The 25,622-nt window shown below is 70.3% G+C and carries 21 protein-coding genes, 4 tRNA genes and 1 pseudogene; 23 read left to right on the top strand and 3 right to left on the bottom strand.

Annotated elements, in window-relative coordinates:
• Positions 1-4 precede the first annotated feature (4 nt).
• From ACFYM6_RS12635 to ACFYM6_RS12625, 3 genes are all read left to right on the top strand, one after another.
• Entirely contained in the window at positions 5-1,468 is a 1,464-nt protein-coding gene (locus ACFYM6_RS12635; protein ID WP_387274891.1) for an NADH-quinone oxidoreductase subunit N, read from the top strand.
• Between the two features lie 151 nt (positions 1,469-1,619).
• Positions 1,620-2,498: a zinc metalloprotease HtpX gene (htpX, locus tag ACFYM6_RS12630; protein WP_073837346.1), complete on the top strand. Its 879-nt coding sequence runs from the start codon at positions 1,620-1,622 to the stop codon at positions 2,496-2,498.
• A 163-nt stretch (positions 2,499-2,661) separates the two neighbouring features.
• Entirely contained in the window at positions 2,662-3,924 is a 1,263-nt protein-coding gene (locus ACFYM6_RS12625; RefSeq protein WP_387274889.1) for an MFS transporter, read from the top strand.
• Between the two features lie 52 nt (positions 3,925-3,976).
• Here the strand turns inward: ACFYM6_RS12625 and ACFYM6_RS12620 are convergent.
• Together ACFYM6_RS12620 and ACFYM6_RS12615 are read right to left on the bottom strand one after the other, a co-directional pair.
• Positions 3,977-4,087 (bottom strand): annotated as a pseudogene (locus tag ACFYM6_RS12620) (DUF1275 domain-containing protein); the annotation flags it as partial.
• Positions 4,088-4,236: 149 nt separating this feature from the next.
• On the bottom strand, positions 4,237-4,731 hold the full coding sequence (locus ACFYM6_RS12615; RefSeq protein ID WP_387274887.1) for a YajQ family cyclic di-GMP-binding protein: 495 nt from the start codon (positions 4,729-4,731) through the stop codon (positions 4,237-4,239).
• 148 nt (positions 4,732-4,879) lie between these two features.
• Here ACFYM6_RS12615 and ACFYM6_RS12610 point away from each other — a divergent pair.
• A tRNA-Tyr gene (locus ACFYM6_RS12610) sits at positions 4,880-4,963 on the top strand.
• Between the two features lie 449 nt (positions 4,964-5,412).
• Positions 5,413-6,066 (top strand): class I SAM-dependent methyltransferase, encoded by a 654-nt coding sequence (locus ACFYM6_RS12605; RefSeq protein WP_387274885.1) that lies wholly within the window; start codon positions 5,413-5,415, stop codon positions 6,064-6,066.
• 116 nt (positions 6,067-6,182) lie between these two features.
• Here the strand turns inward: ACFYM6_RS12605 and ACFYM6_RS12600 are convergent, their stop codons facing one another.
• Positions 6,183-6,743 (bottom strand): DUF3592 domain-containing protein, encoded by a 561-nt coding sequence (locus ACFYM6_RS12600; RefSeq protein ID WP_387274883.1) that lies wholly within the window; start codon positions 6,741-6,743, stop codon positions 6,183-6,185.
• 406 nt (positions 6,744-7,149) lie between these two features.
• Here ACFYM6_RS12600 and ACFYM6_RS12595 point away from each other — a divergent pair, with 406 nt between their 5' ends.
• From ACFYM6_RS12595 to ACFYM6_RS12510, 18 genes are all read left to right on the top strand, one after another.
• Positions 7,150-7,308, top strand: coding sequence for a hypothetical protein (locus ACFYM6_RS12595; protein WP_158074047.1), 159 nt, complete (start codon positions 7,150-7,152; stop codon positions 7,306-7,308).
• A 62-nt stretch (positions 7,309-7,370) separates the two neighbouring features.
• On the top strand, positions 7,371-9,899 hold the full coding sequence (locus ACFYM6_RS12590) for a putative bifunctional diguanylate cyclase/phosphodiesterase (protein WP_387274881.1): 2,529 nt from the start codon (positions 7,371-7,373) through the stop codon (positions 9,897-9,899).
• 97 nt (positions 9,900-9,996) lie between these two features.
• Positions 9,997-10,069 (top strand) — tRNA-Thr (locus ACFYM6_RS12585).
• Between the two features lie 25 nt (positions 10,070-10,094).
• Positions 10,095-10,167 (top strand) — tRNA-Met (locus ACFYM6_RS12580).
• 130 nt (positions 10,168-10,297) lie between these two features.
• Complete coding sequence (gene rpmG / locus ACFYM6_RS12575) at positions 10,298-10,465, top strand: 50S ribosomal protein L33 (RefSeq protein WP_067301359.1); 168 nt, start codon at positions 10,298-10,300, stop codon at positions 10,463-10,465.
• A gap of 122 nt (positions 10,466-10,587) precedes the next feature.
• Positions 10,588-11,034 (top strand): MaoC family dehydratase N-terminal domain-containing protein, encoded by a 447-nt coding sequence (locus tag ACFYM6_RS12570; RefSeq protein ID WP_387274879.1) that lies wholly within the window; start codon positions 10,588-10,590, stop codon positions 11,032-11,034.
• Between the two features lie 2 nt (positions 11,035-11,036).
• Positions 11,037-11,429, top strand: coding sequence for a MaoC family dehydratase (locus ACFYM6_RS12565; RefSeq protein WP_387274878.1), 393 nt, complete (start codon positions 11,037-11,039; stop codon positions 11,427-11,429).
• 126 nt (positions 11,430-11,555) lie between these two features.
• A tRNA-Trp gene (locus ACFYM6_RS12560) sits at positions 11,556-11,628 on the top strand.
• 215 nt (positions 11,629-11,843) lie between these two features.
• A complete protein-coding gene (secE, locus tag ACFYM6_RS12555) occupies positions 11,844-12,245 on the top strand; it encodes a preprotein translocase subunit SecE (RefSeq protein WP_357438220.1) in 402 nt (133 codons plus the stop codon).
• 35 nt (positions 12,246-12,280) lie between these two features.
• On the top strand, positions 12,281-12,997 hold the full coding sequence (nusG, locus tag ACFYM6_RS12550) for a transcription termination/antitermination protein NusG (protein WP_073837334.1): 717 nt from the start codon (positions 12,281-12,283) through the stop codon (positions 12,995-12,997).
• Between the two features lie 185 nt (positions 12,998-13,182).
• Complete coding sequence (rplK, locus tag ACFYM6_RS12545; protein WP_073837335.1) at positions 13,183-13,614, top strand: 50S ribosomal protein L11; 432 nt, start codon at positions 13,183-13,185, stop codon at positions 13,612-13,614.
• Between the two features lie 83 nt (positions 13,615-13,697).
• Positions 13,698-14,414 (top strand): 50S ribosomal protein L1, encoded by a 717-nt coding sequence (rplA, locus tag ACFYM6_RS12540; protein ID WP_073837336.1) that lies wholly within the window; start codon positions 13,698-13,700, stop codon positions 14,412-14,414.
• Between the two features lie 77 nt (positions 14,415-14,491).
• A complete protein-coding gene (locus ACFYM6_RS12535; protein WP_387274874.1) occupies positions 14,492-15,367 on the top strand; it encodes an ATP-binding cassette domain-containing protein in 876 nt (291 codons plus the stop codon).
• Complete coding sequence (locus ACFYM6_RS12530; RefSeq protein ID WP_387274872.1) at positions 15,364-16,053, top strand: hypothetical protein; 690 nt, start codon at positions 15,364-15,366, stop codon at positions 16,051-16,053. The genes ACFYM6_RS12535 and ACFYM6_RS12530 overlap by 4 nt, the downstream gene beginning before the upstream one ends.
• Before the next feature lie 447 nt (positions 16,054-16,500).
• The gene (gene rplJ, locus ACFYM6_RS12525) at positions 16,501-17,046 is read left to right on the top strand and encodes a 50S ribosomal protein L10 (protein WP_387274870.1); all 546 of its coding nucleotides are present in this window, start codon (positions 16,501-16,503) and stop codon (positions 17,044-17,046) included.
• 55 nt (positions 17,047-17,101) lie between these two features.
• Positions 17,102-17,488, top strand: a complete 387-nt coding sequence (rplL, locus tag ACFYM6_RS12520; RefSeq protein ID WP_387274868.1) for a 50S ribosomal protein L7/L12 — start codon at positions 17,102-17,104, stop codon at positions 17,486-17,488.
• Positions 17,489-18,060: 572 nt separating this feature from the next.
• Positions 18,061-21,492 (top strand): DNA-directed RNA polymerase subunit beta, encoded by a 3,432-nt coding sequence (locus ACFYM6_RS12515; RefSeq protein WP_387274867.1) that lies wholly within the window; start codon positions 18,061-18,063, stop codon positions 21,490-21,492.
• A gap of 81 nt (positions 21,493-21,573) precedes the next feature.
• Positions 21,574-25,461 (top strand): DNA-directed RNA polymerase subunit beta', encoded by a 3,888-nt coding sequence (locus tag ACFYM6_RS12510; protein ID WP_357438205.1) that lies wholly within the window; start codon positions 21,574-21,576, stop codon positions 25,459-25,461.
• Positions 25,462-25,622 lie beyond the last annotated feature (161 nt).

Below are 25,622 nucleotides of genomic sequence, written 5' to 3'. Positions count from 1 at the left end.
CCGGATGAGTCTGGTGCAGAGCGTGGATCACGTGGCGCTGCTGCCGGCGTACCTGGCCGCCGGCACCGCCGTACTCGTGCTCCTGGCCGACCTGCTGGTGGCGCGGGCCGCCGTCACCGTGGCCGTCGCCGCCACCGGCGCGGCGGCCACCGCGCTCGGCGCGGCCCTGGTCGGTACGGGGGACGAGCGGCGCACCTTCTGCGTCGGCACTGACTGCTCGTACGTGTTCGGCGGGCGGGCGGCCCTGGTCGCGGCGGTCGTCGCCCTGCTCACCCTCGGCGTGCTGGCGTTGTCGGGTCCGCTGCTGCGGGCCGGCCGGATTCCGGTGGGGGAATACTGCTTCCTGCTCGCCTGCGCGATGACCGGCGGCGTGCTGCTCGGCGCGGCCGGCGATCTGATCACCCTGGTGGTGGCGCTGGAGACGCTCACCCTGCCGCTCTACGTCCTGGTCGGGCTGCGCCGGGGCAGCCTGGCCGGTGCCGAGGCGGCGGTCACCTTCTTCGTGGTCAGCGTGGTGGCCACCGCCCTGACCCTGCTCGGCGCGGCGCTGCTCTACGCGGTGACCGGCAGCCTGCACCTGGACCGGCTCGGCGCCACCCTCGCGGCCAGCGCCGAGGTGCGCGATCTGCCGCTCACCACGGTGGCCGTGGCGCTGGTGGTGGTCGGATTGGCGTTCAAGGTCGCCGCGGTGCCGTTCCACGCCTGGGCCCCGGCCACCTACGACGGCGCGCCGCTGCCCGTCGCCGCGTACCTGTCGACGGCGTCGAAGCTGGGCGGGGTGGTGGCCCTGCTCGCGGTGGTGCAGCGCGCCCTGCCGGCCACCGTCACCGGGCCGGTGCTGGCCCTGCTCGCCGTGCTCACCATGACCGTGGGCAACCTGGTGGCGCTGCGCCAGCGGCGCACGGTCCGGCTGCTCGCCTGGTCCTCGGTGGCCCAGGCCGGCTACGTCCTCGCCCCGCTGGGCGCGTTGGCGCTGGCCGCCGGCCGCACCGCCGACGCCCGCACCGCGGCGTACGCGGCGGCCGTCGCGTATCTCGTCTTCTTCGTGCTGCTGGAGCTGGCCGCCTTCGCGGCGGTGGTGGCGCTGCGACCGGCGGACGGCGACGGCGGCACCCTCGCCGACCTGCGCGGGGCGGCCCGCCGCCACCCGTGGGTGGGCGGGGCGTTCGCGCTCGCGCTGGTCGGGCTGGCCGGGCTGCCGCCGGGGCTGGCCGGCCTGTTCGCCAAGGTGACCGTGGTCCGGGCCCTGCTGGCCGGGCACGCCGGTTGGCTCGCCCTGGTGGTGGCGGTGAACGCGGTGCTCGGCCTGGCCTACTACCTGCGCCTGGTGGCCACCCTCTACGCGGCACCCGGCCCGGCCACCGCCCGGCCGGCCCGGACGGTGGTTGCGGCCCTCGGGGTGGCCACCGCCCTCGCCGTGGTGGTGGGCTTCGCGCCGCAGCTCGTGCTGGACCTGGCCGCCCGCTGAGCGGCGGTTTGTCCCTCGGTGCCCAGCCGGCACAGCCGTCGCACAGGGATCCTCAGCCAACTTTCAGTAATGGGCGGGATGGTTGACGGGTACCGGTGGTGTTGAACCGGTCAGCGGGCCCCGCGTGGATCCGCGCACCGAAGGAGCGATCGTGCATCACAACCGTCTGAAGACCGCAGCACTGCTCGGCCTGTTGACCTCGCTGATCCTCGCGGTCGGCTACTGGTTCGGCGGGAGCGGCGGCCTCGTCATCGCCGTCGTCGTCTCGTTGCTGATGAACGGCGTGACCTATTTCTACTCCGACAAGCTCGCACTGCGCTCGATGGGGGCGCAACCGGTCAGCGAGGCACAGTTCCCCGAGCTGTACCGGATGGTCCGTGAGCTGTCCACCCAGGCGGGCCAGCCGATGCCCCGCCTGTACGTCAGCCCCACCGCCCAGCCCAACGCCTTCGCGACCGGGCGTAACCCGCAGAACGCGGCGGTCTGCGTGACCCAGGGGATCGTGGAGATCCTCGATTACCGCGAGCTGCGCGGCGTGATCGGGCACGAACTGTCCCACGTCTACAACCGGGACATCCTGATCTCCAGCGTGGCGGCCGGTCTGGCCGGCATCATCACCATGCTGGCCAACATCGCCTGGTTCATCCCGCTGGGCTCCTCCGACGACGAGGACGGCCCGAACCCGGCGGTGCTGCTGCTCACCCTGATCCTCGGCCCGATCGCGGCCACCCTGATCCAGTTGGCGATCAGCCGGAGCCGCGAGTTCCAGGCCGACCAGTCCGGGGCGGAGCTGAGCCGGGACCCGCTGGCCCTGGCCAGCGCCCTGCGCAAGATCCACATGGGTACGCAGATGCGCCCGCTGCCGCCGCAGGGCCAGCTCACCAGCACCGCCCACCTGATGATTGACAACCCGTTCAAGCGGGGTGGCGGCATCGCCGCCATGTTCGCCACCCACCCGCCGATGGAGCAGCGGGTGGCCCGCCTGGAGCAGATGGCCCGCAGCGCCGGGCCGGTGCAGTTCCAGCGCTGACCGCGCTCGTCTCCGCCCGCGTCCCCGCCGGGACGCGGGCGGAGCTGTCTTCGGCCCCGCCCTGCCGGGCGGTGTGAGCGAACCGACCATCCCCACCGCGAGTCGCGGCGTTAGGGTCAAAGGGGCTTCCGCCCATTACCTGTCTCCCCCCGGAGGTGCCTCCTTGGCCGCACTGCGCCAGTACCTGGGCGTCTGGCGGGTCCCCGGTGCACCGATGCTGCTGGTCCTCGGCATCATCGGCCGCCTCGGGATCGGCATGACCCCGCTCGCGCTGCTGCTTGTGGTCGAGGCGGTGACCCACCGTTACTCCCTCGCCGCGGTCGCCGGCGGCATCTACGCGCTCGCCGGCGCCGCGCTCAGCCCGATCGCCGGGCGGATCGCCGACCGGGTCGGCCCCACGCCGGTGCTGCTGGCCACTGCGGTCGCCCACCCGCTCGCCCTCTTCGGCCTGCTCGCGGCCAGCCGGTCCGGGGCCGGCAACCTCGCCCTGATCTACCTGGCCGCCGGCACCGCGGGGGCCACCTACCCGCCGCTGACGGCGGCCATCCGGGGCGCCTGGAACGACCTCACCGCCCCCGCCACCGGCCGGGGCCACCTGCGCAACACCGCACTCGCCGCGGAGACCTCACTCTTCGAGATCGTCTTCGTGCTCGGCCCACTGCTGGTGGCCGGGTTCGTGTTGGCCGCCGACGCCGCCGCCGCACTGGTCGGGTCCGCCGTGGTCACCCTGGTCGGGACCACCGCCGTCGCGCTCGGCCGGGTGATGCGCGGCTGGCGCCCGCACCCGCACGAGCACCAGGCGAAGGGCCTCGGCCCGCTGCGGGTCGGTGGCTTCCCGGCCCTGCTGCTCTGCGTCGCCAGCCTGGGCATCGCCTTCGGCGCCGCCGGCGTGATCGTCCCGGCCTTCGCCGGGCAGGCCACCGCCGACGACCCGGAGAGCCTGGCCGGGGTGCTGCTCGCCGTCTGGGGCATCGGCAGCGCGGTTGGGGGCTTCTCGTTCGGGGTACGCCGACCGGCCGTCAACATGACCCGCCAGTTCGCCTGGCTGCTCGGCGCGGTGGCGGCCAGCTTCGCCGTGTACGCGGTGATGCCGACTCCGCTGGCGCTCGGCATCGCGCTGGTGCTCGGCGGGGCCACCATCGCCCCGGCGCTGACCCTGGAGAACACCCTGGTCGGCCGGATCGCCCCGGCCGGCATGCTGAACGAGGCGTATACCTGGGTGGTCACCATGTCGGTGGCGGCGAGCGCGGCCGGGGGATCGGTGGCCGGGCTGATCGTCGACCACGCTGGCGGGGTTCCCTGGGCCTTCCTGTTCGCCGGGGCGGCCGTCGCCGTCGGGGCCGCCGTCGCCGCACTGCCCGCCGGCCCCATCGCCCGCGCCGAGGCCACGGCCGTACGCGCCGAGCACGCGGCGGTCGCCGCCTGAGCGGTCGACCTTTGCGGGGATCGAAGCGGCACCGGGCGGGTACAGCGCTCGCATGTTCGTCTTCTTCTCGAACCGGATCGGCTGCGTCGGCTCGATCCTGATCAGCGCGGTCGTCACGGTGATCCTGCTGCTGATCTTCACCCGCTGAGCGGATCCGTTTCCGCTACTGCTTGCCTGATATTGGGTAGGTTGCGGCATTCCGGCGGGTCGGACGGCGCGACATCCGGGATCTGGTGCCGCTGACGGCCGCCGACTCGGGCGGGGCGGTGTACGGCGGGCCGGCCGGCCCCGGAGCGGGGCCGGCCGGGATGCTCAGCGGTAGTTGGTGAACTGAAGGGCGACCCCGAAGTCGTCGCCCTTGAGCAGCGCGATGACGGCCTGGAGGTCGTCCTTCTTCTTGCCGGTGACCCGCAGCTGGTCGCCCTGGATCTGCGCCTGGACGCCCTTCGGGCCGTCCTCCCGGATCTTCTTGCTGATCGCCTTGGCCTTGTCCGAGTCGATGCCCTGAATCACCTTGGCGTCGATCTTGAAGACCTTGCCCGAGGAACGCGGGTCGCCGGCGTCCAGCGACTTGAGCGAGATGTTCCGCTTGACCAGCTTCTCCTTGAAGACGTCCAGGGCGGCCCGGACCCGCTCCTCGGTCTCCGCCTGGAGGCTGATCGCCTCCTCGCCCGACCAGGAGATCTCCGCGCCGGTGCCGCGGAAGTCGAACCGCGTCGCGAGCTCCTTCTCCGCCTGGCGGAGGGCGTTGTCGACCTCCTGCCGGTCGACCTTGCTCACGATGTCGAAGGACGGGTTCGCTGCCATGCTCATGCTCCTGCTGTCCGGCGGTCTGTCCTGTTCCGTCCCCCGCTGACCAGCGGTGGGACCCCCTGACGGTACCCGGTTGCGGCGGCCCGGGGGGCAACCGCTATCCTTGCTACCGCTGCCGCGCGATAGCGTGGTGGTACGCCCTGGCGGGTTGCCCGAGCGGCCAATGGGAGCGGACTGTAAATCCGTCGCGAAAGCTACAGAGGTTCGAATCCTCTACCCGCCACCAGGTGCACAAAGAGGCTCCTGACCAGCACGAATGCCGGTCAGGGGCCGCTTTCGTTAGTCCCGCTCCAGCCCGCTCGATCTCGTTGGCTGTGTCGTATACGTGTCGCCGAGATCATCGGGTGACGGGCCGGATGCGTGCGTTGTCTAGGCTGCGAGCCATGCTCGATCTCCCACTCCCTCAACTGCTGGGCGTTCTCTTCACTTGGATCTTCGGGCAGGCGGTTCTCTACCTGGTGATCCGGTTGGCGGTGCGCCATGCCATCGGAGATGCGGACAGGCGGAGGGCCGCCGAACGGCAGAGAGGCATTGCTTGATCCCGGTACCGGAACCCCTTGGTCATCCGTCTGATCGGGCACGTACGGAGGCTAGGGTGGGCGACCAACACGGTGAGGCCCTTCGCGCCGACTCGAAGCCACGGGTCCAGGGGTTCCCGGAGGCGAGGAGGCGTCCGTGCACGACAACGAGCTGACCGACCGGTTGTCGTCCGCGGCCACTGGCGAGGGTGATCCGGCCGGCTGGTTCGAGCGGCTCTACGCCGACGCCGAGCGGGGCGAGGCGGTCGTCCCGTGGGACCTCGACCGGGCGCATTCCCTGCTCAGCGAGTGGTCCGACCGGACCCGGCCGGACGGATCCGGTCGGCGCGCCGTGGTCGTCGGGTGCGGCTTCGGCCGCGACGCCGAACATCTGGCCCGCCTCGGCTTCGCCACTGTCGCTTTCGACATCTCTCCCACGGCGGTACGGGCGGCCCGCCGCCGCCACCCGGACTCCCCGGTCCGGTACGGGACCGCCGACCTGCTCGACCCGCCCCACGACTGGCTGGGCGGGTTCGATTTCGTGCTGGAGAGCATGAATGTGCAGGCACTGCCGGTCGAGCTGCGGCAGCGGGCGATCCCGGCGGTCGGCCGGCTGGTCGCGCCGGGCGGGACGCTGCTGGTGATCGCGGCCGGCCGACGGGACGACGAGGTCGTCGAGGGCCCGCCCTGGCCGCTGGCCCGGGCCGAGGTCGACGCCTTCGCGGCCGGCCCGCTGACCCCGGCCCGAGTCGAGGAGATCGTCGCCCCCGACGGTGGGATCCGTTGGCGCGCGGAGTTCCGCCGCGCCTGAGGTTGGCAACCGGGGCGGGCATCCGGGGCCGGAAGCACTCCTGCGGAAACGCAGGTCAAGGGCCTTCGTCGTGTCGGAGACCTGCCGAGGCCGTGGCGCCACCGTGCCGGGGCCGGTCAGCGTCGGCTGCTCCGCTTGTGCTTGGAACGGCTGGTGAACCTGCCACTGCCCTCGATCCGGGCACTGGACCGGCGTGGCGGCGTACGCCGCGGGAACCAGCGGTCGAACGGGATGCGGGAGAGCAGCAGCGGCACCGCCACGACCAGGATCCCGAACCCGACCACGCCCAGCCCGCCCTGAATACGGCCCCGGTGTCCGCTGAGTTGGTCGAAGTCGGTGACGAAGTCTCGCGGATCGTCGGGATTCACCCAGATTCTCACCTCGTCGCCGGGCCGCCGGCACACCTCGACGCAGCCGACCTCCTGTTCGTACGTCCGGCCGGCCAGCTCGTATCGGAAGTACATGGTGGTCGACGCGCTCGTCCGGTTGCCGCCGGACTTGGTGACCCGGTCGTAGACCTTTGCGTTTGCCGGTGTGCCGGTGCCCCGCAGTTCCTTCTCCCAGTCGTCGAGCGCGTGCTGGGTGTGCAGCGGCAGCCAGAGCAGCGCACCGCCGGCCATGACCAGCAGGGCGGCGCCGAGGGTCGGCCACACCGACGAGGAGCGTTGCGCGATCACGCGATCATCGTGGCCTGCCGGCGCAACTCTGGCCGGGCCGAGCGGGGTGACGGAAAGATGACGTCAGGGGTCTGGATTTCGACTCCACGCATGTATGGTGGCCTATGGCCGGCGGTCCGGGGTGGCGCCAGGGGGAAGGGGCTGCCGACCTGCCGGGGAGGCTGCGGACAATGACCTCGGGGGCCGATGATCGATTTGCGGTTTAGGTCGGAATCCACAGTGAGCGAAGCGTTTCACCGTTCCAGGGCCGTCCTGATCTGGCCGGGTGTGCCGTAGGGCGTGGGCCGAACGGCGGAAGGAGTCCACCGCACGGGGCCCGCCCGGCTGCCGGCGCTTTCCTATGTGCGAGCCCTGTGGCACGATCGTGGAACCCTAACCCCTGTGACGCCCCCCGACAGGAGTAATCATGTCTGGTCAACGGTTGGGCCGACTGCTTGGCTCGGTCCTCGCGATCGCCGCCGCTGCGGCCATCGGGTTCAGCTTCGGGCACTACAGCGACACCGCTGGCGACCACGCGAATGCGGACATCATCTGGACCGTCGCTCCCACCGACGGTGGTTACTGACTGACACGGGAAACATCTGACGGGCGAGGAGCCTGGGCAGCCCGAAGCCCGTAGGGAGTGCCATGGCTGGCCGTGAACGGTCGCGACGGAGATCCATCGATCACGCCTGGCTCATCACCGGACCGTTGGCTCTGTTCGCGGTCGTCTGCGCCACGATCACCGGGTTGGTTTCAGACGAGCCTTCCGGCGAGTGGGGGCTGGCGGCCGCGTTGCTGGCGATCATGATCGCCGTTGGCATTCCGGTGCTCAATTTCGTGGTCCGGCGCCAATCGTTCGGCATGACGCTGACCGAGATCCCACTCGTCGTGGCGCTCTTCCTGCTGCCGCCGCTGACGGTTGTGGTGATCTACACCGTCGCGTCGATGGTCACCCAGACGCGGCATCGCCTGCCGCCGGCAAAGTTCTGGTTCAACGTGGCCAAGGCGGCCGCCGGCACCTCCCTGGCCGTGCTCGTCCTCCAGGCCCTACCGCCCATGCGGGGGGTGGGGCCTGGCACGTGGATGATCCTGTTCACCGCCGTCGCCGCGGTCATCGTCGTCAGCTTCGCCGCCGTCGCCGGTGTGCACACCCTTCTCCAGGGGTGGCAGGCCGGGCGAGACGCGCTCCGCAGCGCCCCGGCCCCGTTGCTCACCGCCGCGATCAACACCTCGATGGGTCTGATGATCCTGATCGCGGTCAGAACCACGTGGTGGTCGGTGCTGTTGCAGGCGGCGCTGGCGGCGGCGCTGGTCCTGGTATACCGGTCCTACGCGCGGTTCTTCCGGCAGCACCGCACCCTCGCCCAGATGTACGACCTGACCCGGGCCACCGCCGAGCGCGGTCAGGACGGCACGCTTGCGGACGCCCTCCTTGGCCGGGTGCGAGCACTGATGCAGGCCGAGTACGCCACGCTCTGGTTGCCCGCGCAGGGTCGGCATCCCGAGTTGCTGCTCACCGCCCGGGTCGACGACCAGGGTCTGCTCGACGTGGTCTACACGCCCGCGGTGCTGCGGGAGCGGGCTGCGACGGAAGGCCGCACGGTGGCGGTCGGCCGTGCTTTCGGTGCGGAGCAGGAGGCCCGCCGGGCGGCAAGTGACGCCAAGGTCAAGGACGTCATCGTGGTGCCACTGCGTTCTGGTCAGGCGGTCATCGGCACGCTTGAGGTCGTCAACCGGCTGAGCGACGTGGGCCACTTCACCCAGAGCGACATACCGGTCTTCGAGACGGTCGCCGCGCACGCCGCGGTCGCCCTGGAAAACTCCCGCCTGGTCGACCGACTGCGGCACGACGCCAACCACGACGCGCTGACCAAGCTCGCCAACCGGCGCCGGGTCACCGCAGCGGTGGCCGAGGCGGTCAAGATCGCCGCACCGGGCGAGGTGGTGGCGCTGCTGCTGTTCGACGTCGACCGGCTGCGCCAGGTCAACGAGTCGCTCGGCCACGCGGCCGGCGACAAGGTCCTCGTCGAGGTCGCCGAGCGGCTGCGCGCCTGCGCGCCCTCGTCGGCCCTGGTCGGTCGCGCCGGCGGCGACGAGTTCCTGGTGACCCTGCGGCTGGAGAGCGCCGAGGCGGCGCTGGAGCTGGCCGGGCAGTTGCGGGAGCAGATCCGCGACGAGATGGTCTTCGACGCGCTCACCCTGGACGTGGACACCGCGGTCGGGGTGGCCGTGCACCCGGACCACGGCAGCGACGCGGTGACCCTGCTCCAGCGGGTGGACCTGGCGGCGACGGCGGCGAAGTCCGTGCCGGGCAGTGTGCAGCTCTACAACCCGGCGCTGGAGTCCCGGTCGTTGCGCCGGCTCGGTCTCGCCAGCGACCTGCGTCGCGCGCTGGACGCCGGTGCGCTGGAGGTCTATTTCCAGCCCAAGGTGACGCTGCGGGACCGGCGCCTGGTCGGCGTGGAGTGCCTGGCCCGCTGGGAGCACCCGGCGCACGGCACGGTGGCGCCGGACGACTTCGTGGCGGTGGCCGAGCACACCGGCCAGCTGGGCCGGCTCACCGAGTTCGTGCTCCGGGAGAGCCTGCGCCGCAGCCGGGACTGGAGCCACGGCGAGCGGGCGCTCGCCGTGTCGGTCAACCTCGCCGCCCGTACCCTCACCGACCAGCATTTCCCCACCCTGGTACGCGAGCTGCTGGACGAGTACGGCGTGCCGCCGCAGCGGCTCACCCTGGAAATCACCGAGGCCGGGGTGCTGGACGGCACCGAACGTCCGATACCTACCCTGCGGCGGCTACGTGATCTCGGCGTCCGGCTCTCCGTGGACGACTTCGGCACCGGCAACTCGTCCCTGGCCCAACTGCGCCGGCTGCCGGTGCACGAGGTGAAGGTCGACCGTTCCTTCGTGCAGGGGATGGCGACCGATCCGGGTGACCTGGCGATCGTGAACGCCGTGGTGACGCTCTCCCAGCAGTTCGGCCTGGCCGTGGTGGCCGAGGGGGTGGAGAGCGAGCTGACCCTGGAGCTGCTCCAGGACATCGGCTGCGAGATCGGCCAGGGCTTCCTGTTCAGCCGGCCCCTGCCGTACGAGCGGCTGGAGGCCTGGTTCGGTGCCCAGGTCGAGCCCGAGACGATCACCGTCGGTGACCTGCCCCGCCTGCGAGCGGTGCCCTGAGCTGTGGAAACGCGGCAACGGGGGATCCGATTTCACCTCGCGGGCGAGGTCGTGTACTGTTTCCTCTGCGCGGCACCCCCCGGGGGTGCTCGGGTAGGCCCCCTTAGCTCAGTCGGCAGAGCGTCTCCATGGTAAGGAGAAGGTCTACGGTTCGATTCCGTAAGGGGGCTCAAAGGGTCCGGCTGGACCCGCCACGGCGGTGTAGCTCAGATGGCAGAGCAAGCGGCTCATAATCGCTGTGTCGCCGGTTCAAGTCCGGCCACCGCTACTCTCGTCCTCCGGGTCACCCGGTGGTCGGTGGGATGGGCGCCACAGGCGCCCACTTTGCATGTCTGCGCCGTCAACGCGTAGGCTGATGCGCTGTAGTTGTTACCCGTTAGCGAGGAAGGCACTCCGCCGTGGCGAAGGCGACCGATGTCCGGCCGAAGATCACTTTGGCGTGTGTGGAGTGCAAGGAGCGCAACTACATCACGCGCAAGAACCGTCGTAACGACCCGGACCGCATCGAGCTGAAGAAGTTCTGCCCCCGGGACGGCAAGCACACGATCCACCGCGAGACCCGCTGACCCACGGCCGGCTCCGCCGGCCCGGCCCCGCAGCATCTCCGAACGCCGATCCGCACGGACGGCGGCCCCGAGCCGCCAGCCCGCGCGGATCGGCGTCCGTGCTTTCCGTGTAGGTTCGCGACATGTCCCTGGACCCGTCCTTCGTCGGCCGGACCTACCCGCCGACCGCCCCCTATCTGGTGGGCCGAGAAAAGATCCGCGAGTTCGCCACCGCCATCGGCGCCACCGACCCGGCGTACCACGACCCTGAGGCCGCCCGGGCGCTCGGCCACCCCGACGTGGTGGCGCCGCCGACCTTCCCGGTGCTCGTGACCATGGCCGCCAGCCGGCAGATCATCGAGGACCCGGCGCTGGGCGTCGACTACAGCCGGGTAGTGCACGGGGACCAGCGGTTCGCGTACACCCGGCCGGTGGTGGCCGGCGACGAGCTGGTCTGCGTGAACACCATCGAGGAGATCACCAACCGGGGCGGGCACGGCTTCCTGACCACCCGTACCGACGTGAGCACCGCCGACGGCGAGCCGGTGGTCGCCGCCTGGTCCAAGATCGTCGTACGCGGGGAGGCCTGACCGTGGAGCTGCCCACCCAGACGTTCCGGGTGACCCGTGCGGACCTGGTCCGCTACGCGGGCGCCTCGGGCGACTTCAACCCGATCCACTGGAGCGACCGGACCGCTACCAAGGTGGGCCTGCCCGGCGTGATCGCCCACGGCATGTTCACCATGGCGCTGGTCGGCCGGGCGGTCACCACCTGGGCCGGCGCGCCGGACGCGGTGCTCGACTTCGGCGTCCGGTTCACCCGGCCGGTGGTCGTGCCGGACACCGACGAGGGCACCGAGATCGAGGTCAGCGCGGTCGTCAAGGAGGTCACCGAGGACGGCCTGACCAGGCTCGACGTCACCGCGACGTGCCTGGGGGAGAAGGTCCTGTCGCAGGCTCGGGCGACCGTTCGGACGCCCCGCTGAGGGGTCCGTCGACGCGCGAGGGGCAGACCGGTTGGGAAAGTCGCACGACTACCCGTACACTGGTCCGCCGTGGGGCAAGTGACCCCTGCCCGGCACTGCGTGTCCGGGCGGGGTGAGTTGCCGCACAGGGGTGTAGCTCAATTGGCAGAGCAGCGGTCTCCAAAACCGCAGGCTGCAGGTTCAAGTCCTGTCACCCCTGCGCCTCAGGCCTGACCGTTCCCGTGGGTCGCGCCGTCCGCAGGGCGGCGTCCGGCCCGTGGTGGTGGCATCGGCGGGGTTGGTTCCGAGGCATTCGGGGCCCTCCCGGTCGATCCGCCGGCCGCGGCCCGTCGCGGGACGGTTGGTCCGGCCGGCGTGACCACACGCCGCGCACGCCCATCGGCGTGCGACCCGACATCCCGCACGGAGGGCGAAGTGGCCGAGAACAAGCGGCGCGGCGAGGACGCCGACGACGAGCGTCTGCGTGACGACGCGGTCGTCGACGAGGCCGACGGCGAGGCCGAGGACGACGCCACCGACGCGGACGAGCCGGTCTCCAGGGGCGGCACCGCCACCCGCAAGCGGGCCCGCGCCGAGTCGACCGAGGGCCGGAAGACCCGGAAGGACACCGAGCGGATCGGGCTCTTCGCCCGCATCGCGCGGTTCTTCCGCGAGGTCGTGGCCGAGCTGCGTAAGGTCATCTGGCCGACCCGCAAGGAGCTGCTGACCTACACGGCTGTGGTGGTCACCTTCGTCGCGGTGATGCTGGCGATCGTGGCCGGCCTAGACTACGGCTTCGCGAAGGCGGTGCTGTGGGTCTTCGGCAACCCCAGCTGACCGGCTACCAGCGAGACAGACGGAAGTGAGCGAGCGTGCCTGAGTACGACGAGACCGCCGAGACCCGGGACGAGCAGTCTCCGGTGGCGACGGCGGCCAACGATGAGTCGGTCGAGGCCGCCAGCGCGCCGGAATTCCCGACCACCGAGCCGGAGCAGGAGTTCGACCCGGTCGCCGAGCTGCGCCAGAAGCTGCGCTACGCCCCTGGCGACTGGTACGTGGTGCACTCGTACGCCGGCTACGAGAACAAGGTCAAGACCAACCTCGAGACCCGGATCACGTCCCTCGACATGGAGGACTACATCTACCAGGTCGAGGTGCCGACCCGGGAAGAGGTCGAGGTCAAGAACGGCAAGCGGTCCCAGGTCCAGGCGAAGGTCTTCCCGGGCTACATCCTGGTCCGGATGGAGCTGACCGCGGAGTCCTACTCCTGCGTCCGGAACACTCCGGGTGTGACCGGCTTCGTCGGCGCGACCGACCGGGCCGACCGGCCGGCGCCGCTGAGCCTCGACGAGGTGCTGAAGTGGCTGGCCCCGGCGGTCGAGACCGAGCAGAAGAAGGCCAAGCCCGAGGTCAAGGTCCTCGACTTCGAGGTCGGTGACTCGGTCACCGTCACCGACGGCGCCTTCGCTTCGCTGCCGGCGACGATCAGCGAGATCAACGCCGACCAGCAGAAGCTCAAGGTGCTGGTGTCGATCTTCGGCCGGGAGACTCCGGTCGAGCTCAACTTCAACCAGGTCGCCAAGATCTGACGTACGTCGGGCACCGGCGGGGGCCCCTGGGCCTACCGCCGGTGCGTCGTTTCGCCGCCCCGCCGCACCTCGGCGGAGGGGCGACGGACGTCTGCGCTACCCTAGAACGTCGCCGCTGTCGCACCGCGCTGACCGTGCGCGCCCGCGGCCGGCGAGAATCCCAGTTCCAAGCCCCAGGAAGAGACATGCCTCCGAAGAAGAAGCTCGTCAAGACGTTCACGCTTCAGCTGCCGGCGGGCCAGGCCACCCCGGCGCCGCCGGTCGGCCCCGCGCTCGGCCAGCACGGCGTGAACATCATGGAGTTCTGCAAGTCCTACAACGCGCAGACCGAGTCGCAGCGGGGCGACATCGTCCCCGCCGAGATCAGCGTCTACGAGGACCGGACCTTCACCTTCGTGCTGAAGACCCCGCCCGCCGCCCGGCTGCTGATCAAGGCCGCCGGCGTGCCCAAGGGCTCGGGCGTCCCGCACAAGGAGAAGGTCGGCAGCGTGACCCGCGCCCAGGTGCGGGAGATCGCGGAGAAGAAGATGGCGGACCTCAACGCCAACGACCTCGACCAGGCTGAGAAGATCATCGCCGGCACCGCCCGGTCGATGGGCCTGAACGTCACCGACTGACCTCGGTCACCGCCCCACCCGATCAGTTCGTGGGAGGGCCTGCGGACGCCGCGGCCCGCCATAGACCACAGGAGTTACGAGAAATGCAGCGCAGCAAGAGCTACCGCAAGGCCGCCGAGGTCATCGACCGGTCGAAGCTCTACTCTCCCGCCGAGGCCGTCAAGCTGGCCAAGGAGTCCACCTCCGTCAAGTTCGACGCCACGGTCGAGGTCGCGATGCGCCTCGGCGTCGACCCCCGCAAGGCGGACCAGATGGTCCGCGGCACGGTCAACCTGCCGCACGGCACCGGTAAGACCGCCCGCGTGATCGTCTTCGCCGCCGGCGCGAAGGCCGAGGAGGCCGCCGCCGCGGGTGCGGACGAGGTGGGCACCGACGAGCTGGTCGCCCGTATCCAGGGCGGTTGGCTGGACTTCGACGCGGCGATCGCCACCCCGGACCAGATGGCCAAGATCGGCCGGATCGCGCGGATCCTGGGCCCGCGCGGCCTGATGCCGAACCCGAAGACCGGCACGGTGACCATGGACGTCGCCAAGGCCGTCTCGGACATCAAGGGCGGTAAGATCACCTTCCGGGTGGACAAGCACTCCAACCTGCACCTGATCATCGGCAAGGCCTCGTTCACCGAGTCCCAGCTGATCGACAACTACGCGGCGGTGCTGGACGAGGTGCTGCGGTCGAAGCCGTCCGCGGCCAAGGGCAAGTACCTGAAGAAGGTCACCCTCACCACCACCATGGGCCCGGGCGTCCCGGTCGACCCGAACGCGGTGAAGAACCTGACCGAGGCTCCGGCCGAGGCCTGAGCACGACAGCCCGGACGGGGTCCCGCCACTCACGTGGCGGGGCCCCGTTCGTCATTCCCGTATGGCAGGCTCGCCGCATGCGGCTGGAGGACGTCTGGTTGCGCTACCACCGGCGCGGTCCGTGGGTGCTGCGTGGCGCGGAGGTGCGGATCGGCCCGGGCGAGGTGGCGGTGGTGCTCGGGCGCAACGGCGTCGGCAAGTCCACCCTGCTCCAGCTCGCCGCAGGCGTGCTCCGGCCGAGCCGGGGTCGGGTGGTCGACCGTCCCGCGGCCGTCGGCTGGGTCCCGGAGCGGTTCCCCGCCGACCAGCCGTTCACCGTGGGTGGGTACCTCACCGGGATGGGGCGGCTGGCCGGTCTCTCCGGTCCGGCGGCCGCCCGGGCGGTGCGGCACTGGGTCGACCGGCTCGGCCTGGCCCGGTTCCACGGGGTCCGGCTGCCCGAGCTGTCGAAGGGCACCGCCCAGAAGGTCGGGCTGGCCCAGGCGATGCTGCGCCCGCCCGGCCTGCTCGTCCTCGACGAGCCCTGGGAGGGGCTGGATGCCGCCGCCCGCGAGCTGGTGCCGGAGCTGATCGGCGAGGTGCTGGCCGGCGGCGGCGCGGTGCTGGTCAGTGACCACCGCGGCGAGACGGTGCGGCTGCCCGGCGCATCGCGCTGGACGGTCGCCGACGGCACGGTCACCGCGCAGGCGCCGACCGAGGGTGCGGCCATGGTGGTGGTCGAGCTGGCGGTACCGGCCGCGGGGGTGGCGGACGCCGTCGCCCGGTTGCGCGCCGCCGGCCACCACGTTCTCCGGGTACGCGACCACGCCGCCCCGCCTCCCGCCACGCGACCTGACCCGGATCCGTCCGCCGTCGTCCCGGATGCCGACTCCGGTGCGGCGGCTGACGGTGGCGCTGATGTCGACCCCGGCACGGGGCCCGACCGTGCCCCAGCGCCGGAGGCGGCCCGGTGACCGCGCTGGTCCGGCTGCGGCTGGCCGGCTTCCTGCGTACCGGACGGGCGCTGGCACCGGTGCTGGCGGGCCTGCTGGCCCTCGGCGTCCTCTACGGCGGCGGCCGGGCCCGCCCGGCGGAGGCGTACGGCGTATCGGCGGTGGTGCTGTTCCCGGTGCTGGCCTGGCAGACCAAGATTCTGCTCGACGTCGAGCCGGACGTGCAGCGCCGGCTGGCCCGGGTGGTGGTGGGCCCGGTCCGGGAGCGGGCCGCCGGCCTGCTGGCGGCGGCCGTGGCCGGGCTCGGCACGGTGGCCGTCGCGCTGGTCTTCCCCTGGTTGGTCGGCGGGGTGACCGGCGAGACCGGGCCGGGGGACCGGTCAGTGGCCGCCGGAGTGGCCCTCGGCCTCTGGGCCCACCTGCTCGCCCTGCCGGCGGCCGTGGCGCTGGGCGCCCTGGCCAGCCGGGCGATCACCCGCAGCGCCGGGTACGGCGTGGCGGTGCTCTCGGTCGGCGCGGTCGGTGCCCTGGTGCTGGGGCTGAGCCACTCGGTGCTGCCGTGGCTGGCGCCGCCGGTGATGCCGACCGCCCGGGCGCTGACCGGCGACCTGACCGCCTCGGCGGCACTGCTCCTGAGCGCCTGGGCGCTGGTCTGGGCGGTGGTGGCCCTGACCGGCTACGCCTGGGGCCGTCGTACCCGCGCCTGACCCGCCCGCCGGTCCGCGCCCCGACCGGGCATGCTCGCCCTGATCGACTCGGTGTGCCGCACCCCGCCTGTCCCCCGCCCGGGCGATGGCGCAATGTGCCGTACCCAGGGGTGGGTCATCAACCCGGGGTGAGGGTGACCGGGGGCACTCCGGGGGCGATTTGGAAGTAGCGGGACACGTCGCGTAACCTTGTCCCGTAGTTCCACCCAGAGACCGCTGGTCACCGTGCCCTGGCACGGTCGAAGGTCCCGCGATGACGGGCGACCCGCGCAGGGCGGCAAGCGAAAATCGGTGCGGTGCGTGGTCCGCCGACCATGCCCGTTGCTCCGGCCCTCGCCCCGTGCGCCCTGCGCCGGGGCTTTTCTCGTTGTCGTGATGCCTCCGCCGCCGTCGCGAGCGTCCGCTCGTCGCCGGCGTACCAGCTCCGAGTAACGAGAGAGGAGGGACATGGCGGACAAGCCGATCCGGTCCGACAAGGCCACGGCCGTCGCCGAGCTGACCGAGAGCTTCCGCAACGCGGGGGCGACCGTGCTGACCGAGTACCGCGGACTCACGGTTTCGCAGCTCACCCAGCTGCGGCGCTCGCTCGGCAAGGAGACCAGCTACACGGTCGCGAAGAACACGCTGGCCAAGCGTGCGGCGACCGAGGCGGGCATCTCCGGCCTCGACGAGCTGTTCTCCGGTCCTACCGCGCTGACTTTCGTTTCGGGCGACGTCGTCGAGGCGGCGAAGGGGCTTCGCGACTTCGCGAAGGCCAACCCGAAGCTCGTCATCAAGGGCGGTGTCTTCGAGGGCAAGGCCATTTCCGCGGCCGAGGTCACGAAGCTCGCCGACCTGGAGTCCCGCGAGGTGCTGCTGGCGAAGCTGGCCGGCGCCATGAAGGGCAACCTGAGCAAGGCCGCGGCCCTGTTCCAGGCTCCGCTCGCCAAGACCGCGCGTCTGGCGGCCGCCCTGCAGGACAAGCGCGAGAAGGAGGGCGCCGAGGCGGCCTGAGGCCGCACGGCGCACCCACGTTCTTAGTTAAACCATTCAGGAAAGGACGCCAGACATGGCGAAGCTCAGCACCGACGAGCTGCTCGACGCGTTCAAGGAGATGACGCTGATCGAGCTCTCCGAGTTCGTGAAGCAGTTCGAGGAGACCTTCGAGGTCACCGCCGCCGCTCCGGTCGCCGTGGCCGCGGGCCCGGCTGCCGGTGGCCCGGCCGCCCCGGCCGAGGAGGAGAAGGACGAGTTCGACGTCATCCTCGACGCCGACGGTGGCAAGAAGATCCAGGTCATCAAGGTCGTGCGTGAGCTGACCGGCCTGGGCCTGAAGGAGGCCAAGGACCTGGTCGAGGCCGCGCCGAAGGCGGTCCTGGAGAAGGCCAACAAGGAGACCGCCGAGAAGGCCAAGGCCAAGCTCGAGGGCGAGGGCGCCAAGGTCACCCTCAAGTGACCTTGCGTTGACCTGACGCGCGTCCGGCTCACGTGAGCCGGGGCACACCGCGTCGCGGCGGGCGGTGATCCGGGAACGGATCACCGCCCGCTGTGGTTGGTGGCACCCGCTGGCTGCGGCGTGAGCAGGGCGTCCAGGTCGTTCGCACCGGTTTCACAGCGGCGCCTGTCGGTAGCCCGTCGGTGGGAAAGACACCCCGAACGGTAACCGGCCCTTGACGCGGCACCGGGCTGCCAGGCACGCTGACACCAGCAAGACCTTCCGCGCTTGCAACGGCCACCTCTCGGGTATGGCAGCGGCAGCACCATCGCCGTGACACCCGAGCGGCCCGGCAGGAGCGTCGCGTTCCGAGCGGCCCGGTAGACCCGGTTTCAGGGGTCTCGAGGCAAGTTCCGCGACGACCCTGCGGGGTGGGCTGGACAGCGGTTAGCCTCTCGGCTACACTGCTAGTTTGCGCTGCCTTCCGACTTGACCCCTGCTCGGAAATGTCCGTTTGCGGATATTTCTGGTGGGGTCATTGGAGTGCACGCGTACCAGCCGTTCTGCAGCACCGGTCCTCGGAAGGACGCATCTTGGCAGCTTCCCGCCCTGCGAAGACCAGTCGTACGTCGAGCGCTTTTGCGCCCCGCCGAGTTTCTTTCGGCAGGATCACCGAACACCTCGAGGTCCCCAACCTCCTCGCCATCCAGAACGAGTCCTTCGACTGGCTCGTCGGCAACGAGGCTTGGCAGGGCCGGTCGGCGGACGACCCGCACGCACGCTCGGGTCTCGCGGAGATCCTCGACGAGATCAGTCCCATTGAGGACTTCTCCGGCACCATGTCGCTCTCCTTCTCGGCTCCGCGCTTCGACGAGGTCAAGGCCTCGATCGAAGAGTGCAAGGAGAAGGACCTGACCTACTGCGCCCCGCTGTTCGTGACCGCGGAGTTCACCAACAACACCACCGGCGAGATCAAGAGCCAGACGGTGTTCATGGGTGACTTCCCGATGATGACGCCGAAGGGCACCTTCATCATCAACGGCACCGAGCGCGTCGTGGTCAGCCAGCTCGTCCGCTCGCCGGGCGTCTATTTCGACAAGCAGCCGGACAAGACCTCCGACCGCGACCTCTCCAGCGTCAAGGTCATCCCGAGCCGGGGTGCCTGGCTGGAGTTCGACATCGACAAGCGCGACACGGTCGGCGTCCGCATCGACCGCAAGCGCCGGCAGGCCGTCACCGTCCTGCTCAAGGCCATCGGGTGGTCGGCGGAGCAGATCCGCGAGAAGTTCGGCTGGTCCGAGCTGATGATGACCACGCTCGAGAAGGACCACATCGGCGGCCAGGACGAGGCGCTGCTGGACATCTACCGGAAGCTCCGTCCGGGCGAGCCGCCGACCCGCGAGAACGCCCAGACCCTGCTCGACAACCTCTTCTTCAATCCGAAGCGGTACGACGTCGCCAAGGTCGGTCGTTACAAGTTCAACAAGAAGCTCGAAGTGGACGTGCCGATCACCACCGGCACGCTGACCGAGGACGACATCGTCGCCACCGTGGAATACCTCTGCCGGCTGCACGCCGGTGAGGAGGGCTACGAGGCCGACGACATCGACCACTTCGGCAACCGCCGCCTGCGTACCGTCGGCGAGCTGATCCAGAACCAGGTCCGGGTCGGCCTCTCCCGGATGGAACGCGTCGTCCGTGAGCGGATGACCACCCAGGACGTCGAGGCGATCACGCCGCAGACCCTGATCAACATCCGCCCGGTGGTGGCGGCGATCAAGGAGTTCTTCGGTACGTCGCAGCTGTCCCAGTTCATGGACCAGACCAACCCGCTGGCGGGCCTGACCCACCGGCGCCGGCTGAGCGCGCTCGGCCCGGGTGGTCTGTCCCGGGAGCGGGCCGGCTTCGAGGTCCGCGACGTGCACCCGTCCCACTACGGCCGGATGTGCCCGATCGAGACGCCGGAAGGCCCGAACATCGGTCTGATCGGCGCCCTGTCCACCTTCGCCCGGGTCAACCCGTTCGGCTTCATCGAGACGCCGTACCGGAAGGTCGTCAACGGTCGGGTCACCGACCAGATCGACTACCTGACCGCGGACGAGGAGGACCGGTTCGTCAAGGCGCAGGCCAACGCCCCGCTGAAGTCCGACGGGTCGTTCGCCGAGGACCGCGTCCTGGTCCGCCGTAAGGGCGGCGAGACCGAGGACGTGCCGCCGGAGGCCGTGGACTACATGGACGTGTCGCCGCGGCAGATGACCTCGGTCGCCACCGCGATGATCCCGTTCCTCGAGCACGACGACGCCAACCGCGCGCTCATGGGCGCGAACATGCAGCGCCAGGCGGTGCCGCTGGTCAAGGCCGAGTCGCCGCTGGTCGGTACGGGCATGGAGTACCGCGCGGCCGTGGACGCCGGTGACGTCGTCGTCGCCGAGGTCGGCGGTGTGATCGAGGACCTCTGCGCCGACTACATCACCGTCCACCAGGACGACGGCCACCGCCGGACGTACCTGCTGCACAAGTTCCGCCGCTCCAACGCCGGCTCCTGCGTCAACCAGAAGCCGGTCGTCTTCGAGGGCGACCGCGTCGAGGCCGGTCAGGTCATCGCCGACGGTCCGTGCACCGACGAGGGCGAGATGGCGCTCGGGCGCAACCTGCTCGTGGCGTTCATGACCTGGGAGGGCCACAACTACGAGGACGCGATCATCCTGTCGCAGCGCCTCGTGCAGCAGGACGTGCTCACCTCGATCCACATCGAGGAGCACGAGGTCGACGCCCGGGACACCAAGCTGGGTCCGGAGGAGATCACCCGCGACATCCCGAACGTCAGCGAGGAAATGCTCGCCGACCTCGACGAGCGCGGCATCATCCGAATCGGCGCCGAGGTCGTCCCCGGCGACATCCTGGTCGGCAAGGTCACCCCGAAGGGTGAGACCGAGCTGACCCCGGAGGAGCGGCTGCTCCGCGCGATCTTCGGCGAGAAGGCGCGCGAGGTCCGGGACACCTCGCTGAAGGTGCCGCACGGTGAGACCGGCACGGTCATCGGCGTGCGTACCTTCTCCCGGGAGGACGGCGACGAGCTGCCCCCGGGCGTCAACGAGCTGGTCCGGGTCTACGTGGCCCAGAAGCGCAAGATCCAGGACGGTGACAAGCTCGCGGGCCGCCACGGCAACAAGGGCGTCATCTCCAAGATCCTGCCGATCGAGGACATGCCGTTCCTGGAGGACGGCACCCCGGTCGACATCGTGCTGAACCCGCTCGGCGTGCCGTCCCGGATGAACATCGGCCAGGTCCTGGAGACCCACCTCGGGTGGGTGGCCAAGACCGGCTGGAGCGTCCAGGGCGACGACGAGGAGTGGAAGAAGGCGCTCCGTTCGATCGACGCGCACGAGTCCGAGCCGGACACCAACGTGGCCACCCCGGTCTTCGACGGTGCCCGCGAGGAGGAGATCGCCGGTCTGCTCGGGTCGACCCTGCCCAACCGGGACGGCAACCAGCTGATCGGGCGTACGGGCAAGGCGCGGCTGTTCGACGGTCGCTCCGGCGAGCCGCTGCCGGACCCGATCGCGGTCGGCTACATCTACATCCTGAAGCTCAACCACCTGGTCGACGACAAGATCCACGCCCGGTCGACCGGCCCGTACTCGATGATCACGCAGCAGCCGCTGGGTGGTAAGGCGCAGTTCGGTGGCCAGCGCTTCGGTGAGATGGAGTGCTGGGCGATGCAGGCGTACGGCGCCGCGTACGCCCTGCAGGAGCTGCTGACGATCAAGTCCGACGACGTCCTCGGCCGGGTGAAGGTCTACGAGGCGATCGTCAAGGGCGAGAACATCCCCGAGCCGGGCATCCCCGAGTCGTTCAAGGTGCTGCTCAAGGAGCTGCAGTCGCTGTGCCTCAACGTCGAGGTGCTGTCCAGCGACGGCGTGGCCCTGGAGATGCGCGAGACCGACGACGAGGTGTTCCGGGCCGCGGAGGAGCTGGGCATCGACCTGTCCCGGCGCGAGCCGAGCTCGGTCGAAGAGGTCTGAGGTGATGGTTCGGGGGCCGGTTCGCCGGCCCCCGAACCCGCCCGTTAGCTAAGCAGTACAGACGACGACATAGGGGACATAGTGCTCGACGTCAACTTCTTCGACGAGCTGCGCATCGGCCTCGCCACCGCCGACGACATCCGTCAGTGGTCCCACGGCGAGGTCAAGAAGCCCGAGACCATCAACTACCGCACCCTGAAGCCGGAGAAGGACGGGCTCTTCTGCGAGAAGATCTTCGGTCCGCAGCGGGACTGGGAGTGCTACTGCGGTAAGTACAAGCGGGTCCGCTTCAAGGGCATCATCTGCGAGCGCTGCGGCGTCGAGGTGACCCGCTCCAAGGTTCGCCGGGAGCGGATGGGTCACATCGAGCTGGCCGCTCCGGTGACCCACATCTGGTACTTCAAGGGCGTGCCGAGCCGGCTGGGCTACCTGCTGGACCTCGCCCCGAAGGACCTCGAGAAGATCATCTACTTCGCCTCGTACGTCGTGACGAGCGTGGACGCCGAGGCGCGTCACCGTGACCTCTCGACGATCGAGAACGAGATCCTGGCCGAGAAGCGGCAGGCCGAGAACAGCCGCGACTCGGAGATCGAGAAGCGGGCCGCCAAGCTCGAGGCCGACCTGGCCGAGCTGGAGGCCGAGGGCGCGAAGGCGGACGTCCGGCGCAAGGTCAAGGAGGGCGGCGAGCGCGAGATGCGCCAGATCCGCGACCGGGCCCAGCGCGAGATCGACCGCCTCGACGAGGTCCTCGACACCTTCCGCAAGCTCGAGCCCAAGCAGCTGGTCACCGACGAGCTGCTCTACCGCGAGCTGCGCGACCGCTTCGGCGAGTACTTCACCGGTGCCATGGGCGCCGAGGCCATCAAGGCGCTGGTCCAGAACATGGACCTCGACGCCGAGGCCGAGAGCCTGCGCGAGACCATCCGCACCGGCAAGGGCCAGCGGAAGATCCGGGCGCTGAAGCGGCTGAAGGTCGTCGCGGCGTTCCAGAACACCCGCAACTCGCCGCTCGGCATGGTGCTGGACTGCGTCCCGGTCATTCCGCCGGACCTGCGTCCGATGGTGCAGCTGGACGGTGGCCGCTTCGCGACCTCCGACCTGAACGACCTGTACCGCCGGGTGATCAACCGGAATAACCGTCTCAAGCGGCTGATCGACCTCGGCGCGCCCGAGATCATCGTCAACAACGAGAAGCGGATGCTCCAGGAGGCCGTCGACGCGCTGTTCGACAACGGCCGCCGCGGCCGGCCGGTCACCGGTCCGGGTAACCGCCCGCTGAAGTCGCTGTCCGACATGCTCAAGGGCAAGCAGGGCCGGTTCCGCCAGAACCTGCTGGGCAAGCGCGTCGACTACTCCGGCCGTTCGGTCATCGTGGTCGGCCCGAAGCTCAAGCTGCACCAGTGCGGCCTGCCCAAGCAGATGGCGCTGGAGCTGTTCAAGCCGTTCGTGATGAAGCGGCTGGTCGACCTCAACCACGCGCAGAACATCAAGTCCGCCAAGCGGATGGTCGAGCGGCAGCGGCCGGTCGTGTGGGACGTGCTGGAAGAGGTCATCGGCGAGCACCCGGTCCTGCTGAACCGGGCGCCGACCCTGCACCGGCTGGGCATCCAGGCCTTCGAGCCCCAGCTGGTCGAGGGCAAGGCCATCCAGATCCACCCGCTGGTCTGCACCGCGTTCAACGCCGACTTCGACGGTGACCAGATGGCGGTGCACGTGCCGCTGTCCGCCGAGGCCCAGGCCGAGGCGCGGATCCTGATGCTGTCGTCGAACAACATCCTCAAGCCGGCCGACGGCAAGCCGGTCACCATGCCCACTCAGGACATGGTCATCGGCCTCTACCACCTCACCCACCTGACTCCGGGTGGCCAGGGTGAGGGCCGGGCGTTCAGCTCGGACGCCGAGGCGCGGATGGCGTTCGACAACGGCGAGCTGCACCTGCAGGCTCCGGTCAAGATCCGGCTGCGGGACGTCGTCGGGGTCGACAACGGCGCCGGCGCCGAGCCGTGGGTCGCGCCCGAGGGCTGGGTCGAGGGCGAGCCGGTGACGGTGGAGACCACCCTGGGCCGGGTCCTGTTCAACGAGACGCTGCCGCCGGGCTACCGCTTCGTGAACTACGAGATCCGCAAGGGCCAGCTCTCCGCGATCGTCAACGACCTCGCGGAGCGCTTCCCGAAGGTGGCTCTCGCGGCCACCCTCGACGGACTCAAGGAGGCCGGTTTCCACTGGGCCACCTGGTCCGGCGTCACCATCGGCATGGAGGACGTCATCGCTCCGCCGCGCAAGCGGGAGATCCTGGAGCGGTACGAGAAGGAAGCCGACCGGATCGACAAGCAGTACCAGCGTGGCCTGATGACCGCCGAGGAGCGCCGCGGCGAGCTCATCGAGATCTGGACCAAGGCGACCAACGAGGTCGCCAAGGAGATGGACACCGCGCTGCCGCAGGAGAACCCGCTGTGGAAGATGATCAACTCGGGTGCCCGCGGTAACCTGCTCCAGCTCCGGCAGATCGCGGCGATCCGTGGTCTGGTGGCCAACCCGAAGGGCGAGATCATCCCGCGGCCCATCAAGGCCTCGTACCGGGAGGGTCTGTCCGTGCTGGAGTACTTCATCTCCACGCACGGTGCCCGTAAGGGTCTCGCGGACACCGCCCTGCGTACCGCCGACTCGGGTTACCTGACCCGGCGTCTGGTGGACGTCTCGCAGGACGTCATCATCCGCGAGGAGGACTGCGGCACCGACCGCGCCATCCCGATGCAGATCGGCGAGCGGATCGACGGCAAGCTGGTCGTGCACGAGCACGCCGAGACCAGCGTGCACGCCCGTACCCTGGCCGACGACATCAAGGGGCCGGACGGCACCGTGGTGGCCGAGCGGGGTCAGGACATCAACTCGATCCTGGTCGACCGGATCGTCGCGGCCGGGGTGGAGAGCGTCCGGGTGCGCAGCGTGCTCACCTGCGAGTCGAAGCTGGGCGTCTGCGGTGCGTGCTACGGCCGCTCGCTGCCGACCGGCAAGACGGTGGATGTCGGCGAGGCGGTCGGCATCATCGCCGCCCAGTCGATCGGTGAGCCGGGTACGCAGCTGACGATGCGTACCTTCCACACCGGTGGTGTCGCGGGTGAGGACATCACCCAGGGTCTGCCCCGGGTCCAGGAGATCTTCGAGGCCCGGGTCCCGAAGGGTAAGGCGCCCATCGCCGACACCCCGGGTCGGATCCGGATCGAGGACGGCGAGCGGTCGCGGAAGATCATCGTGGTGCCGGACGACGGCAGCGACGAGATCGTCTACGACAAGATCTCCAAGCGGGTCCGGCTGCGGGCCCACGACGGCGACCACGTCGAGGTCGGCGAGAAGCTCACCGAGGGCACCATCGACCCGCACGAGCTGCTGCGCATCCTCGGCCCGCGCGCGGTCCAGGTCCACCTGACCCAGGAGGTCCAGGAGGTCTACCGCTCGCAGGGTGTGCTCATCCACGACAAGCACATCGAGATCATCATCCGTCAGATGCTCAAGCGGGTGACGGTCATCGACTCCGGCTCGACCGAGTTCCTGCCGGGCGTGCTGGTCGACCGGGCGCTCTTCGAGTCGGAGAACCGCCGGCTCGTGTCCGAGGGCGGCGAGCCCGCGGCGGGTCGCCCGGTGCTGATGGGTATCACCAAGGCCTCGCTGGCCACGGACTCCTGGCTGTCGGCGGCCTCCTTCCAGGAGACCACCCGGGTGCTGACGGACGCGGCGATCCACGCCCGCAGCGACTCGCTGATCGGCCTCAAGGAGAACGTGATCATCGGTAAGCTCATCCCGGCCGGTACGGGCATTAGCAAGTACCGCAACGTCCGGGTCGAGCCGACCGAGGAGGCGAAGGCCAAGGTCTACTCGATGACCGGCTACCCGGAGACCGACTACGGCTTCGGGCCGGCCAGCGGCCAGGCGGTGCCGCTGGACGACTTCGACTTCGGGTCGTACCGCTAAGCACCAGCAACGACGAGGCCCCCGGCACCCGCCGGGGGCCTCGTCGCGTCCGCGGCCAGGTCTCCCGTCGGGCGTGGTGCCGGTGCCCGCGGCCCGCCCGGCGACCGGTTGGCGGTCTGCTCCTCCTGAGTGTCGGGTGCGGCGGGCCGGGGCATGATGGA

The organism is Micromonospora sp. NPDC006431, assembly GCF_042870725.1.
Taxonomy (GTDB): Bacteria; Actinomycetota; Actinomycetes; order Mycobacteriales; family Micromonosporaceae; genus Micromonospora.
This window is presented reverse-complemented; position numbering and strand designations above follow the sequence as displayed.

Coding starts and splice junctions, on each gene's coding strand:
- ACFYM6_RS12590 (WP_387274881.1), top strand. CDS start 7,371: ATGGCTGGCCGTGAACGGTCGCGACGGAGATCCATCGATCACGCCTGG.
- rplK (WP_073837335.1), top strand. CDS start 13,183: ATGCCTCCGAAGAAGAAGCTCGTCAAGACGTTCACGCTTCAGCTGCCG.
- ACFYM6_RS12535 (WP_387274874.1), top strand. CDS start 14,492: ATGCGGCTGGAGGACGTCTGGTTGCGCTACCACCGGCGCGGTCCGTGG.
- rplL (WP_387274868.1), top strand. CDS start 17,102: ATGGCGAAGCTCAGCACCGACGAGCTGCTCGACGCGTTCAAGGAGATG.
- ACFYM6_RS12595 (WP_158074047.1), top strand. CDS start 7,150: ATGTCTGGTCAACGGTTGGGCCGACTGCTTGGCTCGGTCCTCGCGATC.
- rplJ (WP_387274870.1), top strand. CDS start 16,501: ATGGCGGACAAGCCGATCCGGTCCGACAAGGCCACGGCCGTCGCCGAG.
- ACFYM6_RS12570 (WP_387274879.1), top strand. CDS start 10,588: ATGTCCCTGGACCCGTCCTTCGTCGGCCGGACCTACCCGCCGACCGCC.
- ACFYM6_RS12615 (WP_387274887.1), bottom strand. CDS start 4,731: ATGGCAGCGAACCCGTCCTTCGACATCGTGAGCAAGGTCGACCGGCAG.
- rplA (WP_073837336.1), top strand. CDS start 13,698: ATGCAGCGCAGCAAGAGCTACCGCAAGGCCGCCGAGGTCATCGACCGG.
- ACFYM6_RS12635 (WP_387274891.1), top strand. CDS start 5: ATGAGTCTGGTGCAGAGCGTGGATCACGTGGCGCTGCTGCCGGCGTAC.